The organism is Magnetospirillum sp. SS-4 (genome assembly GCF_902729425.1).
Lineage (GTDB): Bacteria > Pseudomonadota > Alphaproteobacteria > Rhodospirillales > Magnetospirillaceae > Phaeospirillum.
Map to the genome: position 1 here is coordinate 15,955 of NZ_CACVCH010000053.1, position 14,192 is coordinate 30,146.

The 14,192-nt window shown below is 66.7% G+C and carries 15 protein-coding genes; 6 read left to right on the forward strand and 9 right to left on the reverse strand.

The window, feature by feature from the left end; genetic code table 11:
- Complete coding sequence (locus MTBSS4_RS08875; RefSeq protein ID WP_173983044.1) at positions 1-1,491, forward strand: aldehyde dehydrogenase family protein; 1,491 nt, start codon at positions 1-3, stop codon at positions 1,489-1,491.
- On the opposite strand, the gene MTBSS4_RS08880 is transcribed toward MTBSS4_RS08875, so the two are convergent.
- On the reverse strand, positions 1,478-1,762 hold the full coding sequence (locus MTBSS4_RS08880; RefSeq protein ID WP_173983045.1) for a DUF86 domain-containing protein: 285 nt from the start codon (positions 1,760-1,762) through the stop codon (positions 1,478-1,480). The genes MTBSS4_RS08875 and MTBSS4_RS08880 overlap by 14 nt on opposite strands.
- Positions 1,752-2,060, reverse strand: a complete 309-nt coding sequence (locus MTBSS4_RS08885; protein ID WP_173983046.1) for a nucleotidyltransferase family protein — start codon at positions 2,058-2,060, stop codon at positions 1,752-1,754. Before MTBSS4_RS08885 ends, MTBSS4_RS08880 begins: the two co-directional genes overlap by 11 nt.
- 67 nt (positions 2,061-2,127) lie before the next feature.
- On the opposite strand from MTBSS4_RS08885, the gene MTBSS4_RS08890 reads away from it, so the two are divergent.
- Genes MTBSS4_RS08890 through MTBSS4_RS08905 form a run of 4 tightly spaced genes read left to right on the forward strand, consistent with a single transcriptional unit; the run spans position 2,128 to position 5,712 of the window.
- Positions 2,128-3,315 carry an acetyl-CoA C-acetyltransferase gene (locus tag MTBSS4_RS08890; protein WP_173983047.1) on the forward strand — a complete coding sequence of 396 codons (1,188 nt, stop codon included), beginning with the start codon at positions 2,128-2,130 and terminating at the stop codon, positions 3,313-3,315.
- Entirely contained in the window at positions 3,312-4,448 is a 1,137-nt protein-coding gene (locus tag MTBSS4_RS08895) for an acyl-CoA dehydrogenase (RefSeq protein ID WP_173983048.1), read from the forward strand. The genes MTBSS4_RS08890 and MTBSS4_RS08895 overlap by 4 nt, the downstream gene beginning before the upstream one ends.
- Positions 4,449-4,459: 11 nt before the next feature.
- Positions 4,460-5,275, forward strand: coding sequence for a universal stress protein (locus MTBSS4_RS08900; protein WP_173983049.1), 816 nt, complete (start codon positions 4,460-4,462; stop codon positions 5,273-5,275).
- Positions 5,275-5,712 carry a PaaI family thioesterase gene (locus MTBSS4_RS08905; protein ID WP_173983050.1) on the forward strand — a complete coding sequence of 146 codons (438 nt, stop codon included), beginning with the start codon at positions 5,275-5,277 and terminating at the stop codon, positions 5,710-5,712. The genes MTBSS4_RS08900 and MTBSS4_RS08905 overlap by 1 nt, the downstream gene beginning before the upstream one ends.
- Here the strand turns inward: MTBSS4_RS08905 and MTBSS4_RS08910 are convergent.
- Positions 5,703-7,070, reverse strand: a complete 1,368-nt coding sequence (locus MTBSS4_RS08910; RefSeq protein WP_173983051.1) for a methyl-accepting chemotaxis protein — start codon at positions 7,068-7,070, stop codon at positions 5,703-5,705. The genes MTBSS4_RS08905 and MTBSS4_RS08910 overlap by 10 nt on opposite strands.
- A 187-nt stretch (positions 7,071-7,257) precedes the next feature.
- Between MTBSS4_RS08910 and MTBSS4_RS08915 the strand changes: the two genes are divergently transcribed.
- Positions 7,258-7,749 (forward strand): hypothetical protein, encoded by a 492-nt coding sequence (locus tag MTBSS4_RS08915; protein ID WP_173983052.1) that lies wholly within the window; start codon positions 7,258-7,260, stop codon positions 7,747-7,749.
- Position 7,750: 1 nt separating this feature from the next.
- On the opposite strand, the gene MTBSS4_RS08920 is transcribed toward MTBSS4_RS08915, so the two are convergent.
- The 6 genes from MTBSS4_RS08920 to nhaD form a co-directional block, all read right to left on the reverse strand.
- Entirely contained in the window at positions 7,751-8,791 is a 1,041-nt protein-coding gene (locus tag MTBSS4_RS08920; protein ID WP_173983053.1) for a sulfate/molybdate ABC transporter ATP-binding protein, read from the reverse strand.
- 13 nt (positions 8,792-8,804) lie between these two features.
- Positions 8,805-9,644, reverse strand: a complete 840-nt coding sequence (gene cysW, locus MTBSS4_RS08925) for a sulfate ABC transporter permease subunit CysW (protein WP_173983054.1) — start codon at positions 9,642-9,644, stop codon at positions 8,805-8,807.
- Position 9,645: 1 nt separating this feature from the next.
- Entirely contained in the window at positions 9,646-10,503 is an 858-nt protein-coding gene (gene cysT, locus MTBSS4_RS08930; protein WP_173983055.1) for a sulfate ABC transporter permease subunit CysT, read from the reverse strand.
- A gap of 8 nt (positions 10,504-10,511) precedes the next feature.
- Entirely contained in the window at positions 10,512-11,561 is a 1,050-nt protein-coding gene (locus MTBSS4_RS08935) for a sulfate ABC transporter substrate-binding protein (RefSeq protein ID WP_173983056.1), read from the reverse strand.
- 152 nt (positions 11,562-11,713) lie between these two features.
- Positions 11,714-12,649 (reverse strand): AEC family transporter, encoded by a 936-nt coding sequence (locus tag MTBSS4_RS08940; protein WP_173983057.1) that lies wholly within the window; start codon positions 12,647-12,649, stop codon positions 11,714-11,716.
- A gap of 34 nt (positions 12,650-12,683) precedes the next feature.
- Complete coding sequence (gene nhaD / locus MTBSS4_RS08945; protein ID WP_173983058.1) at positions 12,684-14,057, reverse strand: sodium:proton antiporter NhaD; 1,374 nt, start codon at positions 14,055-14,057, stop codon at positions 12,684-12,686.
- Between the last annotated feature and the right edge of the window lie 135 nt (positions 14,058-14,192).

Here is a 14,192-nt window from a genome sequence, read left to right on the forward strand (position 1 = left end):
ATGACCATCACTCCGGAACTCGATCCCTTCACGCTGGCCAGGGCGTTGTCGGGCAAGCACCTCATCGGCGGGGCCTTCGTCGCGGCCGCTGGCGGCGGGACCTTCGACGTCGACAATCCCGCCACCGGGGCGGTGATCGGCGCCGCCGCCTTCGGCACCAGGGCCGATGTCGACGCCGCCGTCGCCTCGGCCAAGGCGGCGCAAAAGGATTGGGCCAAGCTGTCGGCCAGGGCGCGGGGCAAGCTGGTGGCCGAATGCGGCCGGGTGCTGACCGCCCATGTCGAGGAACTGGGCCGGCTGGTCGCCCTGGAGACCGGCAAGGCGCTCAGGACCGAAAGCCGCATCGAGGCCGGGGTGCTGGCCGACATGTTCACTTTTTTCGGCGGGCTGGGCAGCGAGCTGAAGGGCGAGACCATCCCCTTCAACCCGGACATGCTGACCATGACGGTGCGCGAGCCGGTGGGCGTGGTCGCCTGCATCATTCCGTGGAACGTGCCGCTGCTGCTGATGGCCATGAAGGCCGCCGCCGCCCTGGTGGCCGGCAATGCCGTGGTGGTGAAGTCGGCGGAAGAGGCACCGCTGACGGTGCTGCGCGTCGCCGAGATCATGAACACCGTGCTGCCGCCGGGCGTGTTCAACATGCTGTCGGGCTTCGGCCCGGAATGCGGCGCGCCGCTGGTCGAGCATCCCGACGTCAGGAAGGTGAGCTTCACCGGCAGCGTCGAGACCGGCCGCATCGTCTACAAGGCGGCGGCCGAGAAGCTGATCCCCGTCACCCTGGAACTGGGCGGCAAGAGCCCGATGATCGTCTGCGCCGACGCCGACATGGATCAGGCGGTGGCCGGCGCCCTGGCCGGCATGCGCTTCACCCGCCAGGGCCAGAGCTGCACCGCCAGTTCGCGCCTGTTCGTCCACGAATCCATCCATGACGAGTTCGTCGCCAGGGTGAAGGCCAAGGTCGATGCCATGGTGATGGGCGATCCGCTGGACGAGAAGACCGATATCGGCACCATCGTCTCCGACGCCCAGCTGGAGCGGGTCCGCTCGTACATCAAGCTGGGCGAGGAGACCAAGGGGGCCACCAGGATCACCTGTTCCGCCATGCCGACCGATCCCAAGTTGGCCAAGGGCCGGTTCGTCCAGCCGGTCATCTTCACCGGGGTGAGGAATACCGACCGCATCTGCCAGGAAGAGATCTTCGGGCCGGTCTGCGCCGTCATCAAGTGGACCGATTACGAAGAGGTCATCAGTCAGGCCAACGATTCCGAATACGGTCTTGCCGCCTCCATCTGGACCTGCGACCTCAAGCTCGCCATGGACGCCACCCGGCGGCTGGAGGCCGGCTTCGTCCAGGTCAACCAGAACCTGGTGGTGCAGCCTGCCCTGTCCTATGGCGGGGTCAAGACCTCGGGCCTGGGGCGCGAGGCCTCGCTGGAATCCATGCTGGAGCACTTCACCCACAAGAAGACCATCATCTTCAACATGAAGTGAGGAAGTCCCGCTCGGCGGTCAGGGCGTCACGGAGAGGAGCGAGGTCGGTGGTGGCAATCCTCCAGACCAGCCTGGGATTGATCGAACCATACTCGTGCATGATCCGGTCCCGCATGGACCGGATATCGCGCCAGGGTATCTCGGGAAAACGGTCTTCGATGCCGGGGGCGAGATGCTTGGCGGCCTCGCCGATGAAGCCGTCGATTTCGGCTATGGAGTCCAGGATATCGGCCACGCGCTGGAGAGCACGCTCCTTCCCGTCAAAAGACATCGGCGGCTTCCTTCCTCACCCTGCGGCCAAGCCTTGGATTGAGACCATCCCATGTCAGCATGTCGACCTTGCGTCCCAACCAGTCGGACGTTTCATTCTGGACACCGCACAGAGTGAGCAGACTGAAGCGGGATTCCGGATCGTAATCGATCACCAGATCGACGTCGCTGTCCGGGCCGGAATCGCCGCGGGCCACCGAACCGAACACCGCCATCCGCGTCACCCCCTTGGCGCGGTAGAAATCCTCGTGCTCCCTCAGGATGGCGATGACCTCGTCGAGCTTGGGGGGCTGTCGCATGACGATACTCCGTCGATGATGAGCCCAGTCTATCAAAATCGCTGCAAACCGGCAAAGGACCGTTCCCATGACCACCGCTGATCCCATCGTCATCGTCGGCGCCGCCCGCACTCCCATGGGCGGCTTCCAGGGCGAGTTGTCGGGCCTCGCCGCCCCCGAACTGGGCGCCGTCGCCATCCGGGCGGCGGTGGAACGCGCCGGCATAGCGCCCGATCAGGTGGACGAGGTGTTCATGGGCTGCGTCCTGCCGGCCGGCGTGGGTCAGGCGCCGGCGCGTCAGGCAGCGTTGGGGGCCGGGCTGCCGCTTGCCACCGGCTGCACCACCATCTCCAAGGTCTGCGGTTCGGGCATGAAGGCGGCCATGCTGGCTCACGACCTGCTGGTGGCGGGAACTGCCCGGGTGATGGTGGCCGGCGGCATGGAAAGCATGTCCAACGCGCCCTATCTGCTGGACAGGGCCAGGGGCGGCTATCGCCTGGGCCACGGCCGGGTGCTGGACCACATGTTCCTCGACGGGCTGGAGGATGCCTATGACCGGGGCCGCCTGATGGGCACCTTCGCCGAGGAATGCGCCGATTCCTACAAATTCACCCGCGAGGCCCAGGATAGCTTCGCCCTGGCCTCGCTGGCCCGCGCCCAGAAGGCGTCGGCCGACGGCTCGTTCAAAGCCGAGATCGCGGCGGTCAGCATCAAGGGGCGCAAGGGCGACACGGTGATCGCCATCGACGAGCAGCCGGGCAAGGCCCAGCCCGACAAGATCCCAACCCTGAAACCGGCATTTCGCGAGGGCGGCACCGTGACGGCGGCCAATTCATCCTCCATTTCCGATGGTGCCGCTGCCCTGGTGCTGATGCGCCGGAGCGAGGCCGAGAGGCTTGGTCTGGCGCCGCTGGCCACCATCCTGGGGCATTCCAACTTCGCCCAGGCGCCCAATCTGTTCACCACCGCCCCGGTGGGCGCGATCAGGGCGCTGCTGGACAAGGTCGGCTGCAAGGCCGGCGACGTCGATCTGTGGGAGATCAACGAGGCCTTCGCCGTGGTCGCCATGGCGGCCATGCACGACCTCAAACTGGATCACGAACGGGTCAACGTCCATGGCGGCGCTTGCGCGCTGGGCCATCCCATCGGCGCCTCGGGCGCCCGCATCGTCGTCACCCTGCTGGCGGCGCTGAAGCAATACGGGTTGAAGCGCGGCGTGGCGTCCTTGTGCATCGGCGGCGGCGAGGCTACCGCCCTGATGGTCGAACTGCCATGATCGCCACCGAGGAACAGGGCCTGATCCGCGACATGGCGCGGAACTTCGCCCGCGACAGGCTGGCCCCCTTTGCCGCCGCCTGGGACCGCGAGCACCTGTTTCCGTCCGAGGCGTTGGCCGAGATGGGGGAACTGGGCTTCATGGGCATGGTGGTGCCGCCGGAATGGGACGGCGCCGGCACCGATTACGTCGCCTACGTCATGGCGGTGATGGAGATCGCCGCCGGCTGCGGCCCGGTCTCCACCATCATGAGCGTCCATAATTCGGTCGGCTGCGTTCCGATCCTGAATTTCGGCACCGAGGAGCAGAAGCACCGCTTTTTGAAGCCGATGGCGCGCGGCGAATGGATCGGCTGTTTCTGCCTGACCGAGCCCGAGGCCGGCTCGGATGCCGCCTCGATCCGCACCCGGGCGGTCCGGGATGGCGACCACTACGTCATCACCGGCGCCAAGCAGTTCATCAGCACCGCCAGGAACGGCCAGGTCGCCATCGTCTTCGCCGTCACCGACCCCGCCGCCGGCAAGAAGGGCATTTCCGCCTTCATCGTGCCCACCGACACCCCCGGCTTCACCGTGGTGCGAATCGAGGACAAGCTGGGCCAGCACCTGTCCGACACCTGCCAGCTCGCCTTCGAGGACATGCGGGTGCCGGCATCGTGCCGATTGGGCGGCGAGGGCGAGGGCCTGCGAATCGCCCTGGCCAACCTGGAGGGCGGCCGTCTCGGCATCGCCGCCCAATCGGTGGGGATGGCCCGCGCCGCCTTCGAACACGCGCTTTCCTACGCCAAGGAGCGCCGCCAGTTCGGCAAGCCGATCATCGAGCATCAGGCGGTGGCCTTCCGTCTGGCCGACATGGCGACCCGCATCGAGGCGGCCGGGCAACTGGTCCTGCACGCCGCCCATCTGCGCGATTGCGGCCGGCCTTGCCTGAAGGAGGCGTCCATGGCCAAGCTGTTCGCCAGCGAAATGGCGGAGCGGGTCTGCTCGGACGCCATTCAGATTCACGGCGGATACGGTTATCTTGCTGACTTCCCGGTGGAGCGCATCTACCGTGACGTCCGGGTCTGTCAAATCTACGAGGGCACCAGCGACATCCAGCGGCTGGTGATCTCGCGGGCCCTGGCCGCCGAATAGGGGGAAATGAGATGAAGGACATTCTGGTTCACATGGATGACGGCGAGCGTTGCGGCGTCCGTCTCGATATCGCCATCACCCTGGTCAAGCGGTTCGGCGGGCGCCTGACCGGCCTGTTCGCCCGCACCGAGAGCCACAGGCCCTCCGCCGTCGCCCACAAGGCCAGCGAGGCGCTGGCGGCGGCTCGCGACGGCGCCAGGGTCCTGTTCGCCGACCGCTGTTCGGCCGCGGGCATCGATGGGCGCTGGTGGCAACTGGCCCATGGCGATCCCGATCATGTCCTGGCCGAGACCATGTTCTGCGCCCGTTTCGCCGATCTGGTGGTGATGGGGCAGACCGAGGCCAAGAGCAAGCTGGTCCCCGAGGATCTGGTGGAGCACACCATCCTCAATTGCGGACGGCCGGTTCTGGTGATTCCCCACGCCGGCACCTTCACCGATGTCTGCGGCCGCGCCGCCGTCGCCTGGAACGCCGGCAAGGAGGCCGTCCGGGCGCTGAACGACGCCAAGCCGCTGCTGGCGGCGTCCCATTCGGTGGTGGTGCTGTCCATGCGCGATCCCCACGACGCCGGTCCCGGCACCATGGGCGAGGTTCCCCGGGTCGACGTGATCGACCATCTCGCCGTCTGCGGCATCAAGGCGGAAAGCGAACATCTGGCCGGCGATCATATCGGCAAGATGGACATGCTGCTGTCGCGGCTGTGCGATCTGGGGGCCGGATTGCTGGTGATGGGCGCGCACGGCCATTACGGCCTGTCGCTGAAGCGCGGCACCGGCACCCGTCATGTGCTGACCCACATGACCGTCCCCGTGCTGTTCTCCAACTGATGGCCGGCTTCACCGCCAGGAACCCGGCCTTCCGCGAGACGGTGCGGGCCAGTTTCGAAAGCCAGACCTTCATGCGGACCCTGGGGGTCCGCATGACCGGGCTGGAGCCGGGATCGTGCGTGCTGGAGATGCCGAGCCGCCCCGATCTGTGCCAGCAGAACGGCTTCGTCCACGCCGGCGCCACCACCGCCATCGCCGACACCGCCGCCGGCTATGCCGCGTTCTCGCTGGTGCCGCCCGGCGCCAACATCCTGACGGTGGAATTCAAGATGAACCTGCTGAACCCGGCCGAGGGCGAAGTGCTGGTGGCGCGGGCCGAGGTGATCAAGTCGGGCCGCACCCTGATGGTGGTGCGCTCCGACGTGACGGCGCGCGGGAAAGGGACGGAAACGCCGGTGGCGGCCATGCTGGCCACCATGATGAGCCTTCAGACATAGCCCATGCGAAGGGCGCCCCAATGGCGGCCCTTGACCATGACCGGGGCCGAACAGTCCTTCATCATCATGGTGTTGCCGTCGCCCATGTCGCGGCGATAGGTCTTCAGCCGGAACGACGCGGTGTTGCGTGCCGCCGCCAGTCCGGCGGGGTCGTCGAAGATCCGCCGGTTGCGGCTGTGAATGGCGTTCCAGGCCGGATCGTTGGGGCGCTGCGGTTCGGAATATTTCTGGTTGTGGGTGGGCAGATAGCCGTTGCGGTCCACCGCCGCGCAGAAGGTGACGCGCTGGTCCGAGGCCAGGACGGCGTCCTGGATGCCGGGCAGCAGCCGGTCGGCCAGTTGGGTGAACCGGGTGGTCACCTGTGGCGGGTCGGTTCCCTCCACCGGGACGTAGCGTTCGTCGAACAGGTCGTCCAGCGCGATCTCGCCCCGGTCGACGCAGCCCTCGAACAGGGCGGCGACGGTGGCGGCGGCTTCCTGGACCTTGCGGATGAACGGGGTGTCGGGCAGTTCGACGCCTTCGGCCACCGATACCTCGATCAGCGATTCGGTATCGGAGAGCAGATGGTCGAGCTTGGCGTTGGCTCCGCTGAGCTGTTCGCTGCCCTCCTGGATGTCGGCGGTCAGGATGCCGATGGAGGACGCGACCTTCTGGCGGTCGGCCTCGGCCGAGCGCCCGGTGTCGACGATGTTGTCGATATGGCTTTCCAGCAGCCCGAACAGGGTTTGCAGGTCATCGACCGCATCCCCCAGGTCGCCGGTGGCCGACATCACCTTGTCGACGCGGCCGAGGCTGGCGGAATTCTCCTCGCCGACCCGGCCACTGAGGGTGGCGAGGCGCTCTACTGTCGAACCGATCATCTGGGTGGCGGCGCTGGTCTGTCCCGCCAGCGCCTTGACCTCGTTGGCGACGACGGCGAAGCCCTTGCCCATGTCGCCGGCCCTGGCCGCCTCGATGGTGGCGTTGAGCGCCAGCAGGCGGGTCTGCCGCGCGATGATGCTGATCCGCTCGGAGATGGCGCCGACCTCGGACAATGCCGCCGCCAGGGCCGCCATGTTGTCCTGGCTGCGGCGGACGCTGTCCACCAATTCCTGAATCTGGGCCTTGGCGTCTTCCAGCGTCGCCCGCGACGCCTCGGTGACCTCGCCCACCGTTCCCGAGACCTGCTTGGCCAGATCGGCGATCTCGCTCGACTTGACATTGGCCTCGGCCAGTCCGCCGGCCACCTGGTTGAGAAAGCTCACCTTGCGGGATTGTTCCTCGAAATGCCTGGCGATGACGTCGATGTCGACCGACACATCGGCCAGCTGACCCCAGATGCCGCCGATATAGGGTCCGATCCCCCCGGGGCTTTCCATGCGCGCCTCCCTGCCGGTCACTCTTTTTTTGGTGTCAATCGCACCGGAGTGATCCGTTGGGGGCGAATGCTAATACAGAATCGCCTTATATGCATATTGGATTCTTGTCCTGCTACCCGTTGGGGGTGGAAGGCCCGTTGCAAACATTCCCTTGTCCGGAAACCGTCGCCACAGTATTTTCAAAGGCATGATCGCGCGTGTCAGCCAACTCCTCCTGCCCCTGGCCACCATCCTGGCGCTCGCCGGATGCGCGAGCAGCACATCGCTGCCGGCCAGTTCCGGTTCGCCGTCGGACCAGCCGGCCAATTTCCAGCTGGTGACCGACATCCCGATTCCAGCGGGGGCGTCCATGGACAACGAACGCTCGCTGATCCTGTCGGACCGGGACCGCTGGATCGGCCGGGTGGTGATGCAGGTCGGCAGCTCCGCCAACGAGGTCACCGCCTTCTATCAGGCGCAGATGCCGAACTTCAACTGGCAGCCGCTGATGAGCGTGACCTCCGAGGTCAGCGTGATGACCTACACCCGCGGCGACCGCGTCGCCAACGTTCAGGTGGAGCGCCGCACCGTCTATGGCGCCCTGGTGTCGGTGACGGTGGCACCGCGTCAGGCCGAGGCCGGCACCGTCGGCGGCGGCATTCGCGCCGAGTCCCTGCCGCCGCCGCAGTCCCGGCGTTAGCCTACACCTCTCCGACGAACACCTTGGCCTTCCTGAGGAAGACGGAAACTTCCTGTCCGCGGCGCAGCGCCAGATTTTCCTTGTGCTCGCGCGTTACCTCGGATTCCAGCACGGTTCCGTCGGGCAGCGCCAGTTCGACCCGCACCAGCGGTCCCAGCACCATCACCTGACGGATGGTCGCCTGGGGCAGGTCGGGCGACAGTTCCAGGATTTCCACGTCATGGGGACGGACGAAGGCGGTGCCGCCGCCATCCATGGAACTGGCGCCGACATGCAATCCCCCCACCCGGGCGGTGCCGCCACTGACCGAGCAGGGCACGGTGTTGACATTGCCGAGGAAGCGATAGACGAAAGGCGAGGCCGGGCTGTCGTAGATGTCGGCGGGCGTGCCGATCTGCTCGATGCGGCCCTTGTTCATCACCACCACCTCGTCGGCCACTTCCATGGCCTCTTCCTGGTCGTGGGTGACGAACACGCCGGTCAGGCCCATTTCGTCATGCAGGTTGCGCAGCCAGCGGCGCAGGTCCTTCCTGACCTGGGCGTCAAGCGCCCCGAACGGTTCATCCAGCAGCAGCAGGCGCGGCTCGACCGCCAGGGCGCGGGCCAGGGCGACGCGCTGGCGCTGGCCGCCCGACAGCTGGCTGGGATAGCGCCCGGCGAGGCCGCCCAGTTGCACCAGGCTCAGCAATTCCTCGACCCTGCGCGCGATCTCGGTCTTGGGCGGCCGGTCGGCGCCCTTTCTGACCTTGAGGCCGAAGGCGACGTTCTCGGCGACGCTCATGTGGCGGAACAGGGCGTAATGCTGGAACACGAAGCCGACCCGGCGGTCCCGCGTGCCCAGGCCGGTGGCATCCACGCCGCCCAGGCGGATGCGGCCTGAATCCGGCTGTTCCAACCCGGCCAGGATGCGCAGAAGCGTGGTCTTGCCCGAACCCGACGGCCCCAGCAGCGCCACCAGCTTGCCCTGGCTGACCCGCAGCGATACCCGGTCCAGCGCCGCGAAATCACCGAAATGCTTGGAGACCGCCTCGACCTCGATCATGTCGCCGTCCCTTTTAATGTCCGGTGGCGACGAGTTCGTCCCGGTGCCACCATTCGAGGGCGGTCTTGGCCGCGAGGGTGACCAGGGCCAGGATGGCCAGGAGAGAGGCGACCGCGAAAGCGCCGACGAAGTCGTATTCATTGTAGAGAATCTCCACATGCAGGGGCATGGTGTTGGTCAGCCCCCTGATATGTCCCGAAACCACCGACACCGCGCCGAACTCGCCCATGGCCCGGGCATTGCATAGCAAGACGCCGTAGAGCAGGCCCCAGCGCACGTTGGGCAGGGTCACCAGCCAGAAGGTGGCCAGACCAGACGCGCCCAGCGTCAGCGCCGCCTCCTCCTCCTCCCGGCCCTGCTCCTCCATCAGCGGGATCAACTCCCGCGCCACGAAGGGGAAGGTGACGAACACGGTCGCCAGCACGATGCCCGGCACCGCGAAGATCACCCTCAGGTCGTGCTCGGCCAGCCAAGGTCCCAGCCAGCCCTGAAGGCCGAACAGCAGCACGTAGACCAGGCCGGAAATCACCGGCGAGACCGAGAACGGCAGTTCGATCAGCGATACCAGCAGGCTCTTGCCGCGAAAATCGAACTTGGCGATGGCCCAACTGGCGCACAGGCCGAAGACGATGTTGAACGGCACCGCGATGGCGGCCACCAGAAGGGTGAGGCGGATGGCGGCGAAACCGTCATCGCCGCCGAGCGCGCGGACATAGCCGTCCCAGCCCCTGGCGAAGGCCTCGACCAGCACGGCGGCCAGCGGCAGCACCAGAAACAGCGCCAGGAAGGCCAGCGCCAGCAGGGTGAGGCCCCAGCGGACGATCAGCGGATCGCGGGTCGCGGATTTGGTCATCTCAGCCTCCCATCCGGGCGCGGCGCCACTTCTGCAACAGGTTGACCGCCAGCAGCAGGATGAACGAGATCGTCAGCATGATGGCGGCGATGGCGGTGGCGCCGACGTAATCGTATTGTTCCAGGCGGGTCACGATCAGCAGTGGCGCGATCTCGGACACGCCGGGCAGATTGCCGGCGATGAAGATCACCGAGCCGTATTCTCCCACCGCCCGGGCCAGGGCCAGGGAGAACCCGGTCAGCAGCGATGGCGCGATGGCGGGCAAGATGACGCGGGCAAAGGTCTGCAACCGCCCGGCCCCCAGCGAGGCCGCCGCCTCCTCCAGTTCCAGGTCCACGTCCTGAAGCACCGGTTCCACCGTTCTCACCACGAAGGGCAGGCCGATGAACACCATGGCGACCACCACCCCCAAGGGCGTGAAGGCGACCTTGATGCCCAGCGGTTCCAGCACCCGGCCCAGCCAGCCGTTGGGGGCGTAAAGCGCGGTCAGCGCGATGCCGGCGACGGCGGTGGGTAGGGCGAAGGGCAGATCGACGAAGGCGTCGACCAGCTTGCGTCCCGGAAAGGGATAACGAACCAGCACCCAGGCCACCAGCAGGCCGAACACCGTGTTGATGGAGGCAGCCGCCAGGGCGCCGCCGAACGACAGCCACAGGGCGGACCGCACGCGGGAATCGCCCAGGATGGCGCCCCATTGCTCCCAGGTGGTGCCGGCGGCCTTGAGCAGCAGGGCCGCCAGCGGCAGCAGCACGATCAGGCCGAGCCCGAACAGGGTGAAGCCCAGTGTTAGCCCGAAACCGGGGATGACGCTGGCGGAGGCGCGGGTCCGCCGCGACAGGGGCAGGGCGATGGCGGCCACGTTTCCCCCTACTTCCTGGCCGCGACGACGCGGTCGAACACGCCGCCATCGGCGAAGTGGGTGGCCTGGGCCTTGGTCCAGCCGCCGAACGTGTCGTCGATGGTGAACAGCCGTACCGGCTGGAAACTCGCGGCATGCGTCCTCGCCACGTCGGGGTCGCGGGGGCGGTAGTGGTTGCGGGCGATGATCTCCTGCGCCTCGGGGGTATAGAGGAACTGGAGGTAAGCCTCGGCGACGGCGCGGGTGCCGCGCCTGTCGACCACCTTGTCGACCACCGCGACCGGCGGTTCGGCCAGGATGGAGACGGACGGCGCCACGATCTCGAAACCGTCGCCGAATTCCTTCAGCGCCAGCACCGCCTCGTTCTCCCACGACACGAAGACGTCGCCGATGCCGCGCTGGGCGAAGGTGGTCAGCGCCCCCCTGGCGCCCGAATCCAGCACCGGCACGTTCCGGAACAGGGCGGTGACGAAGGCTTCGGCCTTGGCGGCATCGCCGCTGGAGCGGTTCAGTTCGTAGCCCCAGGCGGCGAGATAGTTCCAGCGCGCACCGCCCGAGGTCTTGGGATTGGGGGTGATGACCGCCACCCCCGGCTTCACCAGGTCGTCCCAGTCCCTGATCCGCCTGGGATTGCCCTTCCTGACCAGGAACACGATGGTCGATGTGTAGGGCGAGGCATTGTGGCCGAGGCGCTGTTGCCAGTCGGGCGCCAGCAACTTGGCCTTGTCGGCGATGGCGTCGATGTCGTAGGCCAGCGCCAGGGTCACCACGTCGGCCGCCAGGCCGTCGATCACTGAACGGGCCTGCTTGCCCGAACCGCCATGGGACTGGTTGATCTTCAGAACCTCGCCGGTGCGGGATTTCCAGGACCTGGCGAAAGCCTCGTTGACCGCCTGATACAGTCCCCGCGTCGGGTCGTAGCTGACATTGAGCAGGACCTTGGTCTCGGCGGCCCTTGCCCCCGGTATCGCCCATGCCAGAGCCAGCGCGGCCAGGGCCACCACAACGATGGACAACAGGACTTGGCGAATGTCGTCGATCCACAGCGAACGTGTCATGGCGACCTCCCGGCGCTCGTTAATCTACAAACCAACAAGACTATTAATCTGTATAACAGTAGATTTATGGAGTCAAGCGAATGACGGCCGTCGGGACCACCGATCGGATGGTCCATTGGGAAGGGCCGATGTCGCGATTGTCGGGGCCGGGCCTATTGTCCGGCGTAGATCACCAGGATCAGGGACAGCACCGGCACCGAGGCGATGGTCGACAGCAAGATCACCTGCGAGGTCCGCTCGATGTAGATCTTATACTGGCAGGCGACCACGAAGGTCAGCGCCCCGGTGGGCAGCGCCGCCAGCAGCAGGGCCGAGCCGGTCCAGAACCGGTCCAGCGGAAACAAGGTGAGAATCAGCCCCCAGGTCAGCAAGGGTTGCACCACCAGCTTCAGCGGCACCATCCATCCTACCTGCCGCCAGCCCAGGTCCAGCGGCCGCCCCGCCAGGAACACCCCGATGGCGAACAGGGCGCAGGGGCCGGCGGCGGCGCCCAGCAACTGGCAGAAATTGACCATGGGGGCCGGCACGCCCAGGCCGGCGGCGTTCCAGGCCAACCCGGCGACGGGCGAGAGGATCAGGGGATTGCGGATCAGGGCGCGGCCGACGTCGCGAAGGGCACGGCCGAGGCCGTGGCCGTGCGAGCGGGCCATTTCCATGGCGACGACGGCAAGGCCCACCATCACCGCCCCCATGATCACCGTGCCGATCAGGGCGGGCAGCAGCCTGTCGGGGCCAAAGGCGGCGAGGAACAGCGGAATTCCCATGTATCCGGTATTGGAAAAGCTGGCGTTCAGCGCCTGCATGGACTGGATTTCCGGCCCGTCGCGGCCGATCAGCCAGCCGATCAGCCAGCCCAGGCCATAGGTCAGCAGCATGCCGCCGAGAAAGGCGCCGATGAAGGGCAGGTTGAAGATGTCGGCCAGCGGCTGGCGGGCCATGCCCAGGAACAGAACCGCCGGCAGGGCGAACCAGTAGACGAACGACGACAGCGCCGCCGAGGATTCCTGCCCCAGAACGGTCCGCCCGCCCCAATAGCCGGCCACCACGATGGCGAAGACGGGAAGGGCGACGTCCAGTACGACCTGCATGCCGGTCCCTTCCCTTTCCCGGTTGTCCGCCCGCTCAGAAGTACCGAGCGTTCAGCGCCATGTGGACAAGGATACTGGCGGCGTAGCCCAGCGCCACCGCCCAGCTCCACTTCAGGTGCGAGGCAAAGGTGTAGATGCCCCGCGCCTGTCCCATCAGCGCCACGCCGGCGGCCGAGCCGATCGACAGTATCGAGCCGCCGACCCCGGCGGTGAGCGTGATCAGCAGCCATTGGCCCAGCCCCATGTCGGGCTGCATGGTCAGCACGGCGAACATCAGCGGGATATTGTCGAGAATGGCCGACAGCAGGCCGATGATGATGTTGGCCGGCGTCGCCCCCAGCTGGCCGTACAGCAGGTGGGACATGTTGCCGAGATAGCCGATCACCCCCAGGGCGCCGACGCACATCATGACCCCGTAGAAGAACAGCAAGGTGTCCCATTCGACGCGGGCGATCTTGCGGAAGATGTCGTAGGGTGGCTCGCCATGGGGGCGGGGGCGCTTCTTCAGGACATAGGCGAACACCTTGAGGAAGCCCAGTCCGGTCATCATGCCCAGGACCGGCGGCATGTGCAGGAAGCTGTGGGCCGACACCGCCATGAAGATGGTGAGCCCGAACAGCGCCATGATGGTCTTGGCGCCGTCCTTCATCCGCACCACCTCGTCCCTGGGGGGGGGGGCGCCGGTGGGCAGGGCGAAATGCATGATCGCCGCCGGGACCAGGTAGTTCACCACCGAGGGGACGAACAGCAGGAAGAAGTCGCCGAACGGCACGATCCCCTTCTGCCACACCATCAAGGTGGTGATGTCGCCGAACGGGCTGAAGGCGCCGCCGGCATTGGCGGCGACCACGATGTTGACGCAGGAGGGCGCGATGAAGCGGGGTTGTCCCGCTCCCACCGCCAGGACCACCGCGCACATCAGCAGGGCGGTGGTCATGTTGTCGGCGATCGGGGAGATGAAGAAGGCGAGCCAGCCGGTGATCCAGAACAGCTGGCGATAACTGAAGCCCGAGCGCACCAGCCACGAACGCAGCGTATCGAACACGCCGCGTTCCTCCAGGCAGTTCACGTAGGTCATCGCCACCAGCAGGAACAGCATCAGTTCGCCGTATTCCAGCAGCACATGGCGCACCGCCTGCCCGGCCGCGTCGGCTTGGCCGATTCCGGCGTAATGGATGGCGATCAACACCCACATCAGGCCGGCGGCCACCACCACCGGCTTCGACTTGCGCATGTGCAGGTTTTCTTCGGCGATCACCAGGGCGTAGGCGGTGACGAAGATCGCCAGTCCGGCATAGCCGACCCAGTGCGCCGTCAGGTCGACCATTCCGGCCGAGGCGGCCCACGCGCTGCCGGGCAGGCTGGCGAAAACCAGCGAGGCCGCGGCCAAACGTCCGATTGTCCCCATAAGTCTCCCCTGTCCTCTTCCCATCTTTCTTTGTTCCCCACAGAATTGGCAAACCGCCGGCTGGCGTCCAGGAAAAAATATTTTACCACGCACCCTAAGTGGTAATTGACCTTGTCCGCGCCGGGCAAGGCCTTG